At 67.1% G+C, this 16,006-nt stretch carries 13 protein-coding genes; 8 read left to right on the top strand and 5 right to left on the bottom strand.

Features of this window, described 5'->3' with window-relative positions:
* Positions 1–236: 236 nt before the first annotated feature.
* The 4 genes from H5T73_11300 (at position 237) to otsB (ending at position 4,099) form a co-directional block, all read left to right on the top strand.
* Positions 237–1,118, top strand: coding sequence for a zinc ribbon domain-containing protein (locus H5T73_11300; protein MBC7248347.1), 882 nt, complete (start codon positions 237–239; stop codon positions 1,116–1,118).
* A gap of 93 nt (positions 1,119–1,211) precedes the next feature.
* Positions 1,212–2,162 carry an SDR family NAD(P)-dependent oxidoreductase gene (locus H5T73_11295; GenBank protein MBC7248346.1) on the top strand — a complete coding sequence of 317 codons (951 nt, stop codon included), beginning with the start codon at positions 1,212–1,214 and terminating at the stop codon, positions 2,160–2,162.
* Position 2,163: 1 nt separating this feature from the next.
* Entirely contained in the window at positions 2,164–2,964 is an 801-nt protein-coding gene (locus H5T73_11290; GenBank protein MBC7248345.1) for a phosphotransferase, read from the top strand.
* Between the two features lie 364 nt (positions 2,965–3,328).
* A complete protein-coding gene (otsB, locus tag H5T73_11285) occupies positions 3,329–4,099 on the top strand; it encodes a trehalose-phosphatase (protein MBC7248344.1) in 771 nt (256 codons plus the stop codon).
* A 72-nt stretch (positions 4,100–4,171) separates the two neighbouring features.
* Here the strand turns inward: otsB and H5T73_11280 are convergent, their stop codons facing one another.
* Together H5T73_11280 and H5T73_11275 are read right to left on the bottom strand one after the other, a co-directional pair.
* Positions 4,172–4,987, bottom strand: a complete 816-nt coding sequence (locus tag H5T73_11280; protein MBC7248343.1) for an ABC transporter ATP-binding protein — start codon at positions 4,985–4,987, stop codon at positions 4,172–4,174.
* Positions 4,988–5,265: 278 nt separating this feature from the next.
* On the bottom strand, positions 5,266–6,510 hold the full coding sequence (locus H5T73_11275) for a glycosyltransferase (GenBank protein ID MBC7248342.1): 1,245 nt from the start codon (positions 6,508–6,510) through the stop codon (positions 5,266–5,268).
* Positions 6,511–6,894: 384 nt separating this feature from the next.
* Between H5T73_11275 and H5T73_11270 the strand changes: the two genes are divergently transcribed.
* Positions 6,895–7,437: a nitroreductase family protein gene (locus H5T73_11270; GenBank protein MBC7248341.1), complete on the top strand. Its 543-nt coding sequence runs from the start codon at positions 6,895–6,897 to the stop codon at positions 7,435–7,437.
* Between the two features lie 257 nt (positions 7,438–7,694).
* Positions 7,695–9,284 carry a trehalose-6-phosphate synthase gene (locus H5T73_11265; GenBank protein ID MBC7248340.1) on the top strand — a complete coding sequence of 530 codons (1,590 nt, stop codon included), beginning with the start codon at positions 7,695–7,697 and terminating at the stop codon, positions 9,282–9,284.
* A gap of 127 nt (positions 9,285–9,411) precedes the next feature.
* Here the strand turns inward: H5T73_11265 and H5T73_11260 are convergent, their stop codons facing one another.
* Positions 9,412–10,695, bottom strand: coding sequence for a nucleotide sugar dehydrogenase (locus H5T73_11260; GenBank protein ID MBC7248339.1), 1,284 nt, complete (start codon positions 10,693–10,695; stop codon positions 9,412–9,414).
* Positions 10,696–11,406: 711 nt separating this feature from the next.
* Between H5T73_11260 and H5T73_11255 the strand changes: the two genes are divergently transcribed.
* Together H5T73_11255 and H5T73_11250 are read left to right on the top strand one after the other, a co-directional pair.
* Positions 11,407–12,186, top strand: a complete 780-nt coding sequence (locus H5T73_11255; GenBank protein ID MBC7248338.1) for an NAD+ synthase — start codon at positions 11,407–11,409, stop codon at positions 12,184–12,186.
* A gap of 1 nt (position 12,187) precedes the next feature.
* Positions 12,188–13,321, top strand: coding sequence for a glycosyltransferase family 4 protein (locus H5T73_11250; GenBank protein MBC7248337.1), 1,134 nt, complete (start codon positions 12,188–12,190; stop codon positions 13,319–13,321).
* Positions 13,322–13,328: 7 nt separating this feature from the next.
* Here the strand turns inward: H5T73_11250 and H5T73_11245 are convergent, their stop codons facing one another.
* The gene (locus H5T73_11245) at positions 13,329–13,991 is read right to left on the bottom strand and encodes a response regulator transcription factor (protein ID MBC7248336.1); all 663 of its coding nucleotides are present in this window, start codon (positions 13,989–13,991) and stop codon (positions 13,329–13,331) included.
* A gap of 176 nt (positions 13,992–14,167) precedes the next feature.
* Entirely contained in the window at positions 14,168–15,868 is a 1,701-nt protein-coding gene (locus tag H5T73_11240; protein MBC7248335.1) for a PocR ligand-binding domain-containing protein, read from the bottom strand.
* Positions 15,869–16,006 lie beyond the last annotated feature (138 nt).

Genomic DNA, 16,006 nt, shown 5'->3' with positions numbered 1-16,006 from the left:
CATATCCCGGCACAAGGGCGATGCTGCCGGCGTCTACCAAGGTGACGCAAACGGGCGCAAAGAATAAGATTATAGGAGCCAAGAATAAGATTATGGGAGCCAAGATCGTATGGACGCGCGAGGAAGTCATAGAGGATGTCATATCATGGGGACGCGCGAGGATGGCGTATGCTTGGTGGGGACGCGCGAGGGCGCGGCGCCAGACTTGACCCGGGCGCCGGGACGGAGGTGAGGAGTTGATCTGCCCCGAGTGCGGCAGCTACCAGCCGGAGCGTGCGAAGTTCTGCGGCATCTGCGGCACGCCGCTCTCGCAGGAGAGCCTGGTTGAGAGCTTCCTGAGCGAATCGCCCGAGCCGGACATCGCCCTTCCCCGTCGCCGCAGCCTCTGGTTCTACCTCGCGGTGTTCCTCCTGGTCCTGGCCTCCCTCGCCGTGCTCGCGGGCGCCGGCTATTTCGTCTACCGCATGGCCTGGGGAGGCAAGGGAGAGGGGGAGAGCCGGGAGGAGAGCCGGGAGAGCGCGCTCGAGTACCGCGACGACAGGGTAGGTTACAGCCTTGCCTATCCCGACAACTGGACCCTGAGCGAGCAACCTCCCGCAAACGGGGCGCTCGCCTCCGTGCGCATCTCCCTAAGCTCGCGCAAGCTCCTCGACATCCAGGTGAGCTACCTCGATCCCGTGGTCTCCATAGGGGGACTGGAAGCTATAAAGGAGTACCTGGAAGGCATCGCGGAGGAGCGCATACGCGCCCTGGGGGGAACGGTGACCGGCGCACCACCCGACACGGGCGAAGAGGGCGTCCCGGGAGGGACGCCTCCCGCCGGGGAAGCCGGTGAGGACCCGGAGATCTTCACCTATACCAGGATCGGGAACATGCCAGCTTTCTACGTGGAATGCGACGGCAACGTCATGGGGGAGGAGACCACCTTCATCCTCTGCTTCGTCGTTGCCGACGATTGTTATTTCCAGTGCGAGGGGCGCGCGCCCAGGGATGAATACAGGGGCGTGCGGCCGCAGTTCTGGTCCATTTTCGCTTCCCTCCGCCGCGAAGCGGCGGGGGAGGAGGTCCCTGCGTCCTCCCCCCAGGCGCGGAAGGGCGTGGCGGGCAGGACATCATGAGCCGCGCGGCCCGGGACCACCACGGCGGCGAACGGCGGTGGGGGCGACAACGGGCCCGCAGGAGAGCAAGAGAGAATGACGGGAGGTGACGGGATGCGTATTCTGGTCACGGGAGGGGCCGGCTTCATCGGCTCCAACCTGGTGGATACCCTCCTGGAGGAGGGGCACACGGTGACTGTGGTTGACAACCTCAGCACAGGGAAGTTCGAGAACCTCTACCGGGTCAAGGACGCCGCCCGGGAAAACCGCTTCTCCTTCCTGCACATGGACATCAGGGACGGCAACGTCGTCGCCGCCTTCAAGGGGAAGGAGCTGGACGCGGTCATCCACCTCGCGGCCCAGCCCGACGTGAGGGTCTCGGTCAAGGACCCCGTCTTCGACGCCGACGTTAACGTGCTCGGGACCATCAACCTCCTGCAGCTGGCGGCGCAGAACGGGGTGCGCCGCTTCATCAACACGAGCTCGGGGGGATGCGTCTACGGGGAACCCGACAGCCTTCCCGTCTCCGAGGACGCCCCGCGGCGCCCCGATTCCCCCTACGGCGTGAGCAAGCTCGTGGCCGAAGAATACATCCGCTATTACGAGCGCACTTACGGCCTGGCCTGCTGCACCCTGGCCCTGGCCAATGTCTACGGCCCGCGCCAGAACCCCTTCGGCGAAGCGGGCGTGGTGGCCATCTTCATAGGGAAGATACTGGCCGGGGAGGAGCCGGTGATCTTCGGAACGGGCGAGCAGACAAGGGATTTCGTCTATGTCGAAGACGTCGTCGACGCCTACCGCGCGGCGCTTTCCACGGGGGAAGGGGAGTTCCTGAACATCGGCACCGGGGTGGAGACCTCGGTCAACGAGCTCTACCGCCTGCTGGCGGAGATGCTGGACTTCGAAGGGCGCCCGCAGTACGAACCGCCTCGCGCCGGCGAGCTCGAGCACATAGCCCTGCGCGCCGACAGGGCCGGGAAGGTCCTGGGGTGGAAGCCGCGCACGAGCATCTCCGAGGGGCTCGCGCGCACCGTGGACTGGTACAGGCAGAACTTGCGGAGGTAACTTGGCCTTCACGGACATCCACTCCCATATCCTTCCAGGCTTCGACGACGGCGCCGCGGACGACGGGGAATTCCTGCAGATGGCCGCCATTGCCCTGCGGGGAGGGACGGCGCGCATGGTCGCCACGCCCCACTGCGACCTCGAGGAATCCCTGCCTTGCCTGGAAGATATTCCCACGGCGGTGGAGAAATACCGGGGGCTCCTGCGCTCGCGGGACCTGGGCCTCGACCTCGTGCCCGGGGTGGAGGTCAGGATCAACGCCGGTCTCTACCGCTGGGCCAGGGAGAGCGGGGAAATGGAGCGCCTGACCCTGGCCGGGAACGGACGTTACCTCCTCGCGGACCTCCCCCTCGTTGACATGCCCAACGCTGCGGCGGACATACTCTTCCTCGTGCAGTTGAGGGGCATCACACCCATACTCGCACACCCTGAGCGCAACCGCTTCCTGGCCTCCCGTCCCGATAGGGTGAGGGAGCTGGCGGAGCGGGGGATCCTCATCCAGGTCAACTCCGGCTCCCTGCTGGGGCTCTACGGGCGGGCAGCGAGGCGGTGCTCCGCAGCCCTGCTCTCGCAGGGACTGGCGAGGCTGGTCGCCTCCGACGCCCACGGCCCCGCCGCTAGGGACCCCGACCTCTCCCCGGCCTACGCCCTTCTCGCCCGCAGCCTCGGTGAGGATGCGGCCCGCCTCCTCCTCGAGGAGAACCCGGCCGCGGTGGTGGCGGGGGAGGAAACGGCCGCGGTGGCGGCGCGGCCACCGCGGCGCCTGCGCGTCTTTGCGCCCCTGCGCCGTCACGGGCCCTGACCCGCCCGTACCCGTCCACTTGTCACGGGCCCCGACCCGCCGGCACCTGTCCCCCGTCACGGGCCCTGACCCGCCCGTACCCGTCCACTTGTCACGGGCCCCGACCCGCCGGCACCTGTCCCCCGCTTCGCCTCTCCCGCCCCGGGTGTCCGGGCGCGCTCCCGCGCCCCGAGCGTGACGCACAGCCGTTGCGCCACGCGCGCGAACACCGTTAACATCGAAGGGGCGGCGTAGGGAACACCGCGCGCGGCAGCGCGGCGGCGGCACAACCGGTACAACGCCTGCATGAGAAGGAACGTCGCCCCCGCGGGAACCGGAGCGGCCGCGCTCCAGGCCTTCGACCCGTTCGACATCGGGAGGACGCATGGACGAGAAACCAGGCTGGATCGAGGACTTCCGCGAGGACACCCGGCGCAGCGGCCTCTTCCTCGACTTCGACGGCACCATCAGCGACATAGCGCCCTCACCGGGCGGCGCCCGTCTGCATCCCATGGCCGCGGAGCTGCTCCCCCGCCTGGCCATGAGCTACCCCCTCTGCATACTCTCCGGACGGAGAGCCGCCGATGTCGCCTCACTGGTCGGGCTCCCCCACATCCATTACGTGGGCGTGCACGGCATGGAATGGATGGAGGAGGAGCCCCGCGTGGACCCCGAGGTCCTGCCCCATCTTCCCGCGCTGGAGCAGGCCCGCGAGGAGCTGCGCGCCTCCCTTTCCGGGCTGCCCGGCGTGACGCTGGAGGACAAGATGCTCACCGTTTCCCTCCATTACCGGGAAAACCCCGCCCTGGAGGCTGACGTGCTGCGCCTGGCGGAAAGCGCAGCGCTCAGGTTCGGCCTGCGGACGCGCCGCGGCCGCAAGACGGTGGAGCTGCGCCCGCCGGTGGAGATCGACAAGGGCACCGTGCTCGCCCGCCTCTCCCGGGGCTGGAAACTGCGCCGCGCCCTTTATGCCGGCGATGACCTGACCGACGTCGACGCCTTCCGGGGCCTGCGCCGGCTCATGCGCGAGGGAGGGTTCGAGGGGATCGCCGTGGCCGTGCTCTCCCCGGAGACCCCCGTGGAACTGGAGGCCGTCGCCGACCTCACCGTGGAGGGCCCCAGCGGCCTCCTGGAACTCCTCTCCCGCCTCCTGTGAGCGTGCCGTGAACGTGCCCGGGAAGTCACGGACGGGGCCAGGCGCTGGCCATGACCTGCGGCTCCGCGCTTGCTACCAGACGAGCTCGCCGGCGTCCCTGGGGTTCTCCACCTCGACTATCTCGGCTATCTCGCCGCTGTGCAGGCGCACGACGCGGTGGGCCATCTCCGCGATGGCCGAGTTGTGGGTGACCAGTATGATGGTCTGGCCTTTTTCCCTGTTGATGCGCTGCATCACGCCGAGGACGTTCTTCCCCGTCTCGTAATCCAGCTCCCCGGTGGGCTCGTCACACAGGAGTATGGGCGGGTCCTTGCAGATGGCCCTGGCGATGGCCACCCGCTGTTGCTCGCCGCCCGAAAGTTGGCTGGGAAAATGGTCCGCCCGCGCCGCCAGGCCCACCATCTCCAGCGCCTCCCTGGCCTTCCCCCTCTCGTTCTGCGAGACCAGGTCCAGGGCGAACTCCACGTTCTCCAGGGCAGTGAGGGTGGGGATGAGGTTGAAGAACTGGAAGATAAAACCTATCTGCGTGCGCCTGTAGTCCGTCAGCCCCCTGGTGTCAAGGCCGGAGATGTCCCGTCCGTTTACGGTCAACCTGCCGCTGGTGACGGTGTCCATGCCGCCGATGAGGTTCAGGAGCGTGGTCTTGCCGGAACCGCTCGGCCCCAGGATGACGATGAACTCCCCTTCCCTCACCACCAGGTCCACGTCTCGCAGGGCGGCCACCTCGACCTCGCCCAGGTGGTAGACCTTGCTCACCTTCTCAAAGACGATGAGGTCCTTCCCTCTCGGCTCCACGACCCTCCCGTCCGCCTTCCCGTACCCTTCTTCCGCGCACGGTGGCGTGTTCCGCGGGTCAGCCTCTTCACCCAACGAGACGATCTCCTCCATATCCACCTTCCCCCGCCCGGTCCCCGGACCGGGACATGGGCCGCCTCCGCATTACCGGGACGCCCTGAGCGCCGCCCGGTCCCGCTGCGGACGCCGGCGGCGACGGGCACGCACAGTACATATCAATAAGGATACACTATGGTTTCACTCGACCGCCGGGAGCGCGAGGTTTACCCGCGGGGCTTTCCCGCGGCGGCAGGAGCCTCCGGCCCGGCCCGGGGCGGTATGGGCCTCCGACACGTCCGTGGTTCCGCCACGGGGCGCCCCGCATACGGCTCTCACGCGAGAAGCAGGTCAAAGAAGCGCAGGTAATCGCGCAGGTGGCGCGTGCAGAGGAAGTTACGCCTCACCTTCTCGTGTCCGGCGTCGCCCATGCGCTGGGCGGTTGCGGGACTCTCCAGGAGCAGGCAGACCTTCTCCGCGGCCTCCTCTATCCTGTCCACCAGGAAACCGTTGACCCCGTCGTCCACCTGCAGGAGGATGCCCCCCACCCGGCCGGCCACCACGGGCTTGCGCTTCCACATGGCCTCGGCAACGGTGAGCCCGAATCCCTCCCGCAGGGACTTCTGGATGACCACCGTGGCCATGGCCTGGAAGGCGCTCACCTCCACGTTGCCGATGCCCTGCTGGTTGGAGAGGAGGAACACGTCGGGATCCCCTGCGCTGTACTCGTAGGTCTTCTCGTAATAGTGCCATCCCTCCGGGTCGTCATCGGCCATGCTGGCCAGGTACACGAGCTGCACGTCCCGGTGGACCTTCTTCACCTCCCGGAAGCAGTCCACCAGGCCCAGGGGGTCCTTCCAGGGATCGAAGCGGGACACCTGCAGCATGATGGGGCGCGTCTCGTCCACGCCGTAGCGGCGGGCGATGTCCGACTGCACCCTTTTTTCCGGGATGATGTTCTTGGCGCTCAGGGGGTCGATGGAGGGCGGGATGAAGGCCAGGTAGGGCACCCGCAGCGGCGTCTTGATGTACTTGTCCATGGTGAAAACCGCGGCATCGTAACGGTCGATGTAATGCTTCAGGAACTCCCAGGCGTCGTCGCGGGCATAAGTCGAGTCTATGTGGCAGCGCCATATCCACTTTCCCCTGCGGTAGGGGGTCCCCTCCAGTGCGGCGATGAGGGCGCACGGCTGGGGGTCGTGCACGATCACGAAGTCGTATTCCTGGTCGAAGCGTGCGGCGTTCTCGTCGCACACCGTCAGGTACTTCATCTTCATCTCGTCGGTGATGGGGATCTCCATGCCCTGCAGGGAGTTGTGGAACAGCTTGGTGATGGTGAAGAAGTCCTGGTCGCCCTCGATCAGCCTCCACTCGGCACGCAGGCCCACGCTCTCCATGAGGGGAACCAGGGTGTAGAGCATCTCCGCCACCCCTCCCCCGTGGGCGGTGCTGTTAAGGTGCAGGACCCGCGCGCCCTGCAGCCCCTTCGCCAGGGAGCGTATGTCCTCCAGGACCTCGGCGTCGGCTATTCCCCGGTACTGCTCCAGGCTGCGCGGTTGAACCGGTACCCTCGGCAGCATCTGCCCTCCTTACCGTTCCCGTTTTCGCCGCTCACGACCTCCGCAGTGCGGATCAACTGTAATTCTATACCAAGCTCCCGGCGGGGGTCACATCTTCGATCTTCTGCTTCCCCCGGGGCTCCCCGCGGGGATCACGTCTTCGCCCTCCGGTCGCAGGACATGGTTTCGGGGGGCCGCGCCACGCCTCTCCTTTCGCGATCCCGCGCCCCGCCGGCAACACCCCACCCCCTCCCGCTCCCGCCTCGCGCGGCCTTCAACACGCGCGGGGAATCTGATAAATTCTCGTTAGCCGGCATGACGGAAAAGCGAAGCGGGATGCCTGAAGCTGCATCGCCCGTGGAGCGGAACCGGGCGGACGAGGGAGAAGGAGATGATCCCATGGTGATGAAGCTCTTCGAGGAGAGGCGCAGCATACGCAGGTTCGGCGACCGTCCCGTGGAGGACGAGAAGCTGCAGGCCGTCCTGGAGGCGGCCCGCCTCGCCCCCTCCTGGGCCAACATGCAGTGCTGGCGCTTTATCGTCGTCACGGACCGGGCGATAAGGGAAGCGGTCGCCGCCACCCTGCAGAACAACCCCGCCCAGAAGGCGGTGGCCACCGCACCCGTGCTCATCGTGGCCTGCGCGGACCCGGAGGCATCGGGGAAGGCGAACGGCCAGGATTACTACCTGGTGGACATCGGAATCTGCTTCCAGCACCTGTGCCTCGAGGCATGGAACCAGGGTCTCGGCACCTGCTGGGTCGGCTGGTTCGACGAGGAGAAGGTCCGTTCCATCCTGGAAGTGCCCGAGAACATGCGCATCGTGGCCATGACCCCGCTGGGGTACCCGGCCGTCTATCCCGAGGCGCGCAGCCGCAAGCCCCTCGAGGAGATCGCCTTCCGGGAGAAGTGGGGCCGGCCCCTGCGCCTCGGCGTTTCCGGGGAATAGTTCCGCGGTCCGGCCGGCACGGCTTGCGCGGCGCGCGGGCGACGCGGCGCAACAGGACCCTGCCAGAACAGGTGGGGCCGTGGCCAGCCCGGCGCGCGGGCGGCGCCCGGGACCGAAATCCCTGCGGCGCCCGGTCCCCGGCGCGGGCAGCCTACGGCGCGCTTGACCCTCCGCCTTTTCCGTTTCCTGTAAATTATTACCATACATTTCCGCTCCCCGACGCCGCGGGTGCTATACTCTAGGTGAAGGAGGTGGGCATGGAGCTGGACGAGCTGGACCTGGAGACCATAACCCCGCGCCAGGTCCGCCAGTACCTCAAGGACAAGTACGTCATCGTCGCCTCCAACCGCGGCCCGGTGGAGTTCAGGCGCGCACCCGACGGGAGCATCAAGGCCTACCGGGGGGCAGGCGGCGTCGTCACCGCGATGTCCACCGCCCTGACCGCCACCGACGCGGTGTGGATCTCCGCGGCGCGCACCCGCGAGGACGCGCGCATGGCACAGGAAACGGCGCGGCAGCGACTGGCCATGCCCCCGGAAAGGCCGCAGTACTGGGTGAGGTTCATCACGCCCGAAAGCCGTGACTACCACCAGTACTACAACGTCATCAGCAACTCGCTGCTCTGGCCCCTGCAGCACTACCTCTTCGACGTTATCCGCAAACCCACCATAGACGAGTACGTGCACGAGGCTTGGGTCAACGGCTACCGCAAGGTCAACCGCCTCTTCGCCGACGAGATAGTCAGGGAAATACGCTCCTCCGACAAGAAGCCCCTCGTCTTCCTGCAGGACTACCACCTCTTCCTCTGCGCGCAATACATCCGGAGGCGGGAGCCCGACGTCCTCATCCACCATTTCACCCACAGCCCCTGGGTGCAGTCGGACTACCTGCGCCTCCTGCCCCAGCCCCTGCGCCGGGAGCTGCTGCAGGGGATGCTGGCCAACGACGTGCTCGGCTTCCACACCCACCACTACGCCAACAACTTCCTCCACTGCTGCCGCGAGGGGGAGGCGGTGAGGGCGTCCGTCGACTTCAAGCGCAGGGTCGTCCGCCACGGGGAAAGGGAGACCTTCGTCCGCCATTACCCCATTTCCATCGACCACGAGGCCCTGGAAAGGATTTCCAACAGGCCGGACGTGGCCGAGTATCGCGCGCGCTTCCGCGCCCTGGCGCAGGGCCGCAAGCTCCTGGTGCGCGTGGACCGCGTGGAGCCCTCCAAGAACATCCTGCGCGGCCTGCAGGCCTATGACCTCTTCCTGCGCCGGCATCCCGAGTGGCACAACCGCATCGTCTTCGCCAACCTCCTCTATCCCTCCCGCCTGGAGCTCGCGGAATACCGTGACCTCAAGCGGGAGATAGAGGAGCTCTCCCACGCCATCAACCGCGAATACGGTTCGCTGGAATGGGACCCCGTCTACCTGGACATCGAGGACAATTACCCCCGGTCCGTGGCGGCCCTGCGGGAATACGACGTGCTGCTGGTCAACCCCGTGGTCGACGGCATGAACCTGGTATCCAAGGAGGGCGCGGTGCTCAACGAGCGGGACGGGGTGATCATCCTCTCGGTGGGAGCGGGCGCCTACCAGGAACTGAGGAACGCGGTGATCCCGGTGAACCCCCTGGACATCTCGGAGACCGCCGATGCCGTCCACCGCGCCCTGGCCCTGGGCGAGAGGAAGAGGAGGGCCATGGCGAAGGCGGCGCGCGAGACCGTGCAGGCCAACACGTCCTTCCGGTGGTTCCTCCAGCAGATGCGCGCGCTGCGCCTGGTGGAGCGGCAGCGCGAGGAGACCCGGCGCCAGGCGGAGCCCTTCCTGTCCCTCCCGCGCTACGAGGAATTCGAATAGGAAGGGGGTTCGTCCTGCGCCCGGGGCCCGGCCACGGCCGGCAAAGGGGTCATGGGCACGGGTATCATGGGAGAGGCGCTGTTCGTGTTCCGACCTCGCGCGGGCCGTCTCCGGTAAAGCGGCGTGGTCAGGCCATCTTGCGCAGGGCGTTGCGGGTGTCCACCACCGGCAGCCCGCAACGCGCCACCAGGCCGTAATCGACCCCGCTGTGCGCGGTTACGATCACCACGCAGTGGCATTCCCCGAGAACGGCCTCGCTCAGCTCCACGCTCTCCAGCAACTCCCCGCCGAGCCTGAAACTCGGGACGTGGGGATCGTGGTAAGCCACCTCGGCGCCCTCCGCCCTCAGCAGCTCCATGAGCTTCGCCGCCGGCGTCTCGCGCGTGTCCGCCACGTCCGGCTTGTACGCCACGCCGAGCACCAGCACGCGGGAACCCCGCAGGGTCCTGCCCGCCCGGTTCAGCTCCCTCCCCACCAGGCCGGCCACGAAATAGGGCATGCCCACGTTGACCTTTCCCGCCAGCTCTATGAACTCCGTCTGGAAGTCGTATTCCCGCGCTTTCCAGGCCAGGTAGAAGGGGTCTATCGGGATGCAGTGACCGCCCAGCCCCGGACCGGGCCAGAAGGGCATGAAGCCGAAGGGCTTGGTGGAAGCCGCCTCGATGACCTCCCAGACATCCAGCCCCATGCGGTCGCAGAGCATCCACAACTCGTTCACCAGCGCGATGTTGACGCCGCGGAAGATGTTCTCGAGGAGCTTGGCCATCTCGGCCACCTCGAGGTTGCTCACGCGCACCGTCCTCTCCACGAAATGACCGTAAAACCTCTCCGCCAGGCCGCCACAGCACTCCCGCAGGCCGCCGACCAGTTTCGGCGTGTTAGCGATGTTCCAGTCCCTGCTGCCGGGGTCGACCCTCTCGGGCGAGTAGGCCAGGTGAAAGTCCCCGCACGCGACCAACCCCTCCCTCTCCAGCGCCGGCAGGACCACCTCCCGCGTGGTCCCCGGGTAGGAGGTGGACTCGAGGATGACGAGCTTCGGGCGCTCTCCCTCGCGGACGACTTTCCCCGCTTTCCGCGCCGCCTCCCGCACGTGGGAAAGGTCGGGCTCGCGCGTGCGCGTGAGGGGGGTGGGAACGCATATGCAGATAACGCCGCAGGGGAGCAGGTCCCCGCTGTCGCCGCTCACGCGCAGCCTGCCCGCCTCCAGGAGCCCCCGCAACCTCTCCCCGTCCACCCCTTCGTAGAGGGCATCCCCCCGTAGGAGGCGCTTCCTCTTCTCTCCATCCTTTTCCAGTCCGACCACCCAGAAGCCGGCCCCGGCGGCCTCCAGGGCCAGGGGCAGGCCGACGTACCCCAGGCCGATGACCCCTACCGCGGCCTCCTTCTTCTCGATAGCCTCACCCAGGCCCATATCACCTCTCCTTCTCGATCATCCGGAAGCGCGCTTTCCGTCCCGGCACAGTGACGCGTGCCGATGGCACGCTGAGCCGCCTCTCGTCTCCTCCTGCCTTCCCGTCTTCCCTTTTCTCGCTTTCTCGCTTTATCGCTTTATCGTCCTTCTTTCACCCGGTGCTTCCGCTTTACCTTCCCCACCGCCCCTTCTTCCGCCCCATCGCTCCCCTGCCTCCCTCGGCCCCCGGCATGCCGCCGCGTCTCAGTCGCCCGGCGCCCCTCGCCTTTCTTTCCGCCCCCTTCCACCCCTTGCCTCCCCCTCCGTTTTTCGCCGCTCCTTACTTCCCCCATGCCCCAGGGTTTCCCTCCCGAACCACCTGCGCTCCTCGCCATGCTCCCCGGCACTCCTCCAGCAAACTCCCCAGCATTCCCCGCCAGGCTCCCCCGCTCTTCTCCCACGCCATGGTAGCTATGTTATCATGCAAGGGGTAGCAATACCGCGAGGCGCGATATGACGCGCGATGAGCGCCACTTGCACGATGATGCCCCGCGTCCCCACGTGCGCCGCCGCGGCATCGCGACCGTCACGGCGCGGCGACCCCGGGACTTCATCGGTAAGGCCACGTCGCGGAAACCTCGCGCGGTAAACGTGGCCCGCACGGCATGGGCGCGCAGGACCGCAGAATGAGAACAAGGGATAAGGGCGCGGGGAGAGGCACGGGAAGGCAACATGGACGTTTGCGGCGGACCGACCCTCGACGTGGAAGAAGCCCTGCCCCGCCTCCTCGATTTCATACGCGAGAGGACGGCGGAGGCGGGCAGGCGGCACCTGGTGGTGGGCCTCTCCGGCGGCCTCGATTCCGCCACCTCCGCTTACCTCGCCGTGCGCGCGCTGGGCAGGGAGAGCCTGACGGCCTTCCTCCTCCCCTACCGCACCACCAGCCCACAGTCCATCGAGGACGCGAAGAAGGTGGCCGGGGAACTGGGCATCGCCCACCAGGTCATCGACATCACCCCCGTGGTGGACGCCTATTTCAACCTCTTTCCGCAGGCGGACCGCAAGCGGCGGGGGAACTTCACGGCCCGTTGCCGCATGGCCGTCCTCTACGACCAGTCGGCGGCCCTCGACGCCCTGGTGCTGGGCACCGGCAACCGCACCGAGGCCTTGCTCGGCTACACCACCCTGTGGGGCGACATGGCCTGCGCCTTCAGCCCGCTGGGAGGCCTTTACAAGACGCAGGTCAGGATGCTCGCGCGCCACCTGGGAGTCCCTGCCGGCATCATCGAGAAACCGCCCACCGCGGATCTCTGGGAGGGGCAGACCGACGAGGGTGAGATGGGCATCTCCTACGAGGATGCGGACCGCATCCTGTACTTCCTTTACGATCTCCACCTGGACGAGGAGGAAGCGGTGCGGCGGGGATGCGACCCCTCCCTGGTCCGCAAGGTGAGGAGAATGGCGGAGGCGTCGTCGTTCAAGCGGCGCATGCCGCCCGTCTGCGAGTTATGAGATGGGCCGCGGGCTGAAGATCCTCGAGGTATGCAACCTGGACCGCTTCGCCGCTTCCCCCTACATGCTCCCCTTCTTCCGCGAGCTGGTGCGCAGGGGACACGAGGTGCACGTGGCCTGCCGGGTGACCTCTTTCGCCGAGGTGCTGGAGGACGCGGGGCTCGTGGTGCACGACCTGCCCATCACCCGCCGTGTCACCCCCCTGCGCGACCTCTCCTGCTACCGCCGCCTGAAAGCGCTCGTGCGCGACGGCGATTTCCATGTCGTGCATACCCACAATCCCAAGGACGGCATACTGGGCCGCGCCGCCGCCTGGAAGGCGGGCGTGCCTAGGGTGCTCCATACCTGCAACGGTTTCTACTTCTCGCACCGCTCCTCGTGGCTGAGGCGCCGCCTGGTGCTGCGGGCGGAGCGCTTCGCGGCACGGCGCTGTCATCTGGTAATATTTGTCAACACGGAGGACCTGGCCCTCGCCGCCGCCCGCAAGATCGTGGGGCCCGGCAAGGCGCTGCTGGTGTACAACGGCGTGGACCTGGAGCGCTTTCATCCCGGCGAGGAAGCGGGGCTGCGCGCGGAGTTGGGACTGCCGCCCGAGGCCGTGGTCCTCGGCTACATCGGCGAGATACGGCGCGAGAAGAACCTCGACGTGCTGCTGCGGGCGGCGGCACGTCTCCTCCCCGTGCACCCCCGTCTCCACGTGGTGCTGGTGGGAGACTCCTCCCACGAGCCGGGAGAGCCCCGGCGCCTGCTCGCTCTCGCCTCGCGCCTGGGGCTGGCGGGCCGGCTGCATCTCACCGGCTACCGGCATGACCCGGAGCGCTTCCACCGCCTGTGCGACGTTTACGTTCACCCCTCCTCGCGCGAGGGATTCGGGGTGAGCATCATCGAGGCCATGGCCTCCGGCACCCCCGTGGTCGCCAGCCGGGTGCGCGGCCCGCGTGAGATCATCGACGACGGCCTGGACGGCATACTGGTGCGGGACCGCGACGAGGAAGAGCTCGCCGCGGCCGTGGCCTTTCTCCTGGAAACCCCGGAGGCGGCGCGCTCCTACACGGAACGCGCGCTGGAAAAGGTGAAACGCGACTTCGATCACGGGGAGATGCGCCGCAGACTCCTCGCCTGCTACAACCCCTGACCACGCCTCATGCCTGGGGGCTGAGAAAGACCTTCACGGCCGCCGTGCGCGAGCTCACCCCCAGCTTGCGGTAGATCCCGGAGATTATCTTCTCCACCGTCTTGGGTGACACCAGCAGGGACGAGGCGATCTCCTTGTTGCTCATCCCCTCGCTCATGAGGGAGAGGACGTCGTACTCGCGCGTGCTCAGTGATTCGATGGTGCCCGCTTTCTCGCGGGCGCGCGTGTCGTCCCGCAGCGACGAGACGATCATCTCCAACACCTGGGGGCTGAAGACCTTCTCGCCTCGGGCGACCTTGCGGATGGCGCTGACCAGTTCCGAGCCCACCACCTTCTTGAGCAGGTACCCGTCAGCGTCGGCCATGAGGGCGCGGTTCACGTACTCGTAATCCTCGTACATGGAGAGGATTATCACCTTCGTCTCCGGGTGGCCGGACTTGAGCAGGCGGCATGCCTCGATGCCCGACATCCCCGGCAGCTTGATGTCCAGCACCACCACGTCCGGGGAGAGCTCCGCCGCTTTCTCCAGGCATTCCTCGCCGCTCTCCGCCTCGCCCACCACCACGATGTCGCCCTGCTTCTCGATGAGGGACGTCAACCCCTCGCGCAGGATGGCATGATCGTCGGCGAGGAGCACCCGCGTCGCCCCGTCACGCCCTCGCTCCGCCATCGCTTCCCGTCTCCCTGTCGTTTACTCTCTTCCTCGCTTCCTTTCCCTCCATCGCTTCCCGTCTCCCTATCGCTTCCTTTCCCTATCGCTTCCTTTCCCTATCGCTTCCTTTCCCCCTCTCCCCGTTACCGCAACGCTCTGCCCCCAACTTTTCACGTCTCCGCCTCCGCGCGGCGCTACGCGCCGACGTCCCTCTCCACGGGGATATGCACCCCCACCGTTACCCCGCTCTCTCCCGTAAAGACCTGGAAGGTGCCGCCCAATTGCTCCGCCCTCTCCCGCATGCTCACCAGGCCCAGGTGTATCCTCCCGTCGTCCGTCCCGCCCTCGCGTTCCTTGCCGCCCTCTCCCGCAACGCCGCCTCCCGACTTGCCGCCCTCCGCGAGGTGGGCGAACCCCCTGCCGTTGTCGCTTATCATGAGGTCGATACCACCGCCGTCGCGGCCGAAGTAGACCACGGCCCTGCTGGCCCCGGAATGCTTTATCACGTTGGAGAGAGCCTCCTGCGCTATGCGGTAGAGGTTTATCTTCACCTCCCCCGGAAGGTCGTCGTCCTCCCCTCTCACCAGCAACCTGAACTCCGTGGGGTGCGATGCGTTCAGGCGCCGCACCAGGTTGCGCAGCGCCTCCAGCAGGCCCAGGTCGTCGAGGACGGGAGGGTGCAGTGACGCGGAGAGGTCGTGCAGCTTCTCCAGGACCTTGGATATGGCGTCGGCCGCGGACCTCAGGTGCCGGCGCGTGCTCTCCGGCATCCCCTCCTCCCCCAACGCCATCTCCAGGTTCACCAGCGCGCTGGTGAGGTCCTGGCCGGTGTCGTCGTGCAGGTCGCGCGCGATGGCCGCCTTCTCCTTCTCCTGGATGCCGGTGATGGACTGGAAAAGCGCTCTCAGCTCCAGGTTCTTCTGTTCCAGCTCCCGGTTCAGCCTGGTGTTCACGTACTGCTTGTAGCTCATCTCCGCGACCGCCTTGGCGATGGCGTTGATCACCGAGAGCAGGAATTCCACCTCCTCGATATTGACCTTGCGCACCTTGTCCAGCGAGGCGAGCAGCGGGGCGGGGTCCAGCCCCAGCTCCTCGGCCAGCCCGCGGTATCTCTCCGTGTCGGGGGCTTCCGCGAGGGAGGCGTCCCCGCTTATCATCCCCACCATCTCGTCCCCGAGGATGAGCGGCGCGTCAAAGCAGAGGAACCCCGCGTGACAGATGCGCACCCTGGGGGCCATGGTCCTCCTCAGTTCGGCCATACCCCCGATGGCCGAGTCGTAGCAGCGCATCACCCCTCCCAGGGAATCGATGATCAGCTTGCAGTGCTCGCCTCCCGTGGTGCTTACCACCACCGGCATGCAGTCCATGTCCAGGACCCACAGGCGCACCCCCAGGATGAGGGCCAGTTCGTCCACCAGCTCCTGGAGGTAGGCGACGTCCAGTATCTCCGTGAAGGCGATCTCCCGCAGGCGCAGGGGCTCCATCAGCTCGCGGTATTCCGCCGGCGGCGCCAGGATCCCCGTCTTCATCAGGAACTGGCCCACCCCCATGGCCCACAGTTCCATGAATGGTCCGAGCACCTGCACCTTCATCCTGCCCGTGCCGGCGAGCGAAAGGAACAGCCTGCCGAATTCCCCGGCGTCCTTGACCCTCCCGAAGGCCTCCAGGTCGCCCACGTCCTCGAAACGGAGCTCCAGCAACGGCCTGGTCGAGGCCGGGTCCACCAGGACCACCTCTCCGTCCTGCTTCCTTCCCACCGCGCACCCGCCGGGAGCGCATACCTTGAGCGCGGCTCCGTCCTTCAACTGCTCCAGGGCGGGCCATATGGGGCTGCTCCTGCTCACGAAAAGCCGCTCCGCGAGCTCCTCCAGCAGGCGCTGCGTCTGCACGCTCATACGCTTCTCGTCTCCCTTCCGCAGGCCCGTGAGCCTTCGGTCTCCATCTCCTCTCCATGCGGCCATGCGGCCGCTTCCCTTCTCTACCCGCCGGCTACCGCGGCGGTTCTCCGATGACCGGAAACCTCCGCTCACCCT

Source organism: Actinomycetota bacterium, assembly GCA_014360655.1.
GTDB lineage: Bacteria > Actinomycetota > Geothermincolia > Geothermincolales > RBG-13-55-18 > JACIXC01.
Note: the sequence above shows the minus strand (reverse complement) of the source record. Positions and strands in the feature narration are given on the sequence as shown.

Coding starts and splice junctions, on each gene's coding strand:
- H5T73_11280 (MBC7248343.1), bottom strand. CDS start 4,987: ATGGAGGAGATCGTCTCGTTGGGTGAAGAGGCTGACCCGCGGAACACG.
- H5T73_11240 (MBC7248335.1), bottom strand. CDS start 15,868: ATGAGCGTGCAGACGCAGCGCCTGCTGGAGGAGCTCGCGGAGCGGCTT.
- H5T73_11265 (MBC7248340.1), top strand. CDS start 7,695: ATGGAGCTGGACGAGCTGGACCTGGAGACCATAACCCCGCGCCAGGTC.
- H5T73_11270 (MBC7248341.1), top strand. CDS start 6,895: ATGAAGCTCTTCGAGGAGAGGCGCAGCATACGCAGGTTCGGCGACCGT.
- H5T73_11250 (MBC7248337.1), top strand. CDS start 12,188: ATGGGCCGCGGGCTGAAGATCCTCGAGGTATGCAACCTGGACCGCTTC.
- otsB (MBC7248344.1), top strand. CDS start 3,329: ATGGACGAGAAACCAGGCTGGATCGAGGACTTCCGCGAGGACACCCGG.
- H5T73_11245 (MBC7248336.1), bottom strand. CDS start 13,991: ATGGCGGAGCGAGGGCGTGACGGGGCGACGCGGGTGCTCCTCGCCGAC.
- H5T73_11255 (MBC7248338.1), top strand. CDS start 11,407: ATGGACGTTTGCGGCGGACCGACCCTCGACGTGGAAGAAGCCCTGCCC.
- H5T73_11295 (MBC7248346.1), top strand. CDS start 1,212: ATGCGTATTCTGGTCACGGGAGGGGCCGGCTTCATCGGCTCCAACCTG.
- H5T73_11275 (MBC7248342.1), bottom strand. CDS start 6,510: ATGCTGCCGAGGGTACCGGTTCAACCGCGCAGCCTGGAGCAGTACCGG.
- H5T73_11260 (MBC7248339.1), bottom strand. CDS start 10,695: ATGGGCCTGGGTGAGGCTATCGAGAAGAAGGAGGCCGCGGTAGGGGTC.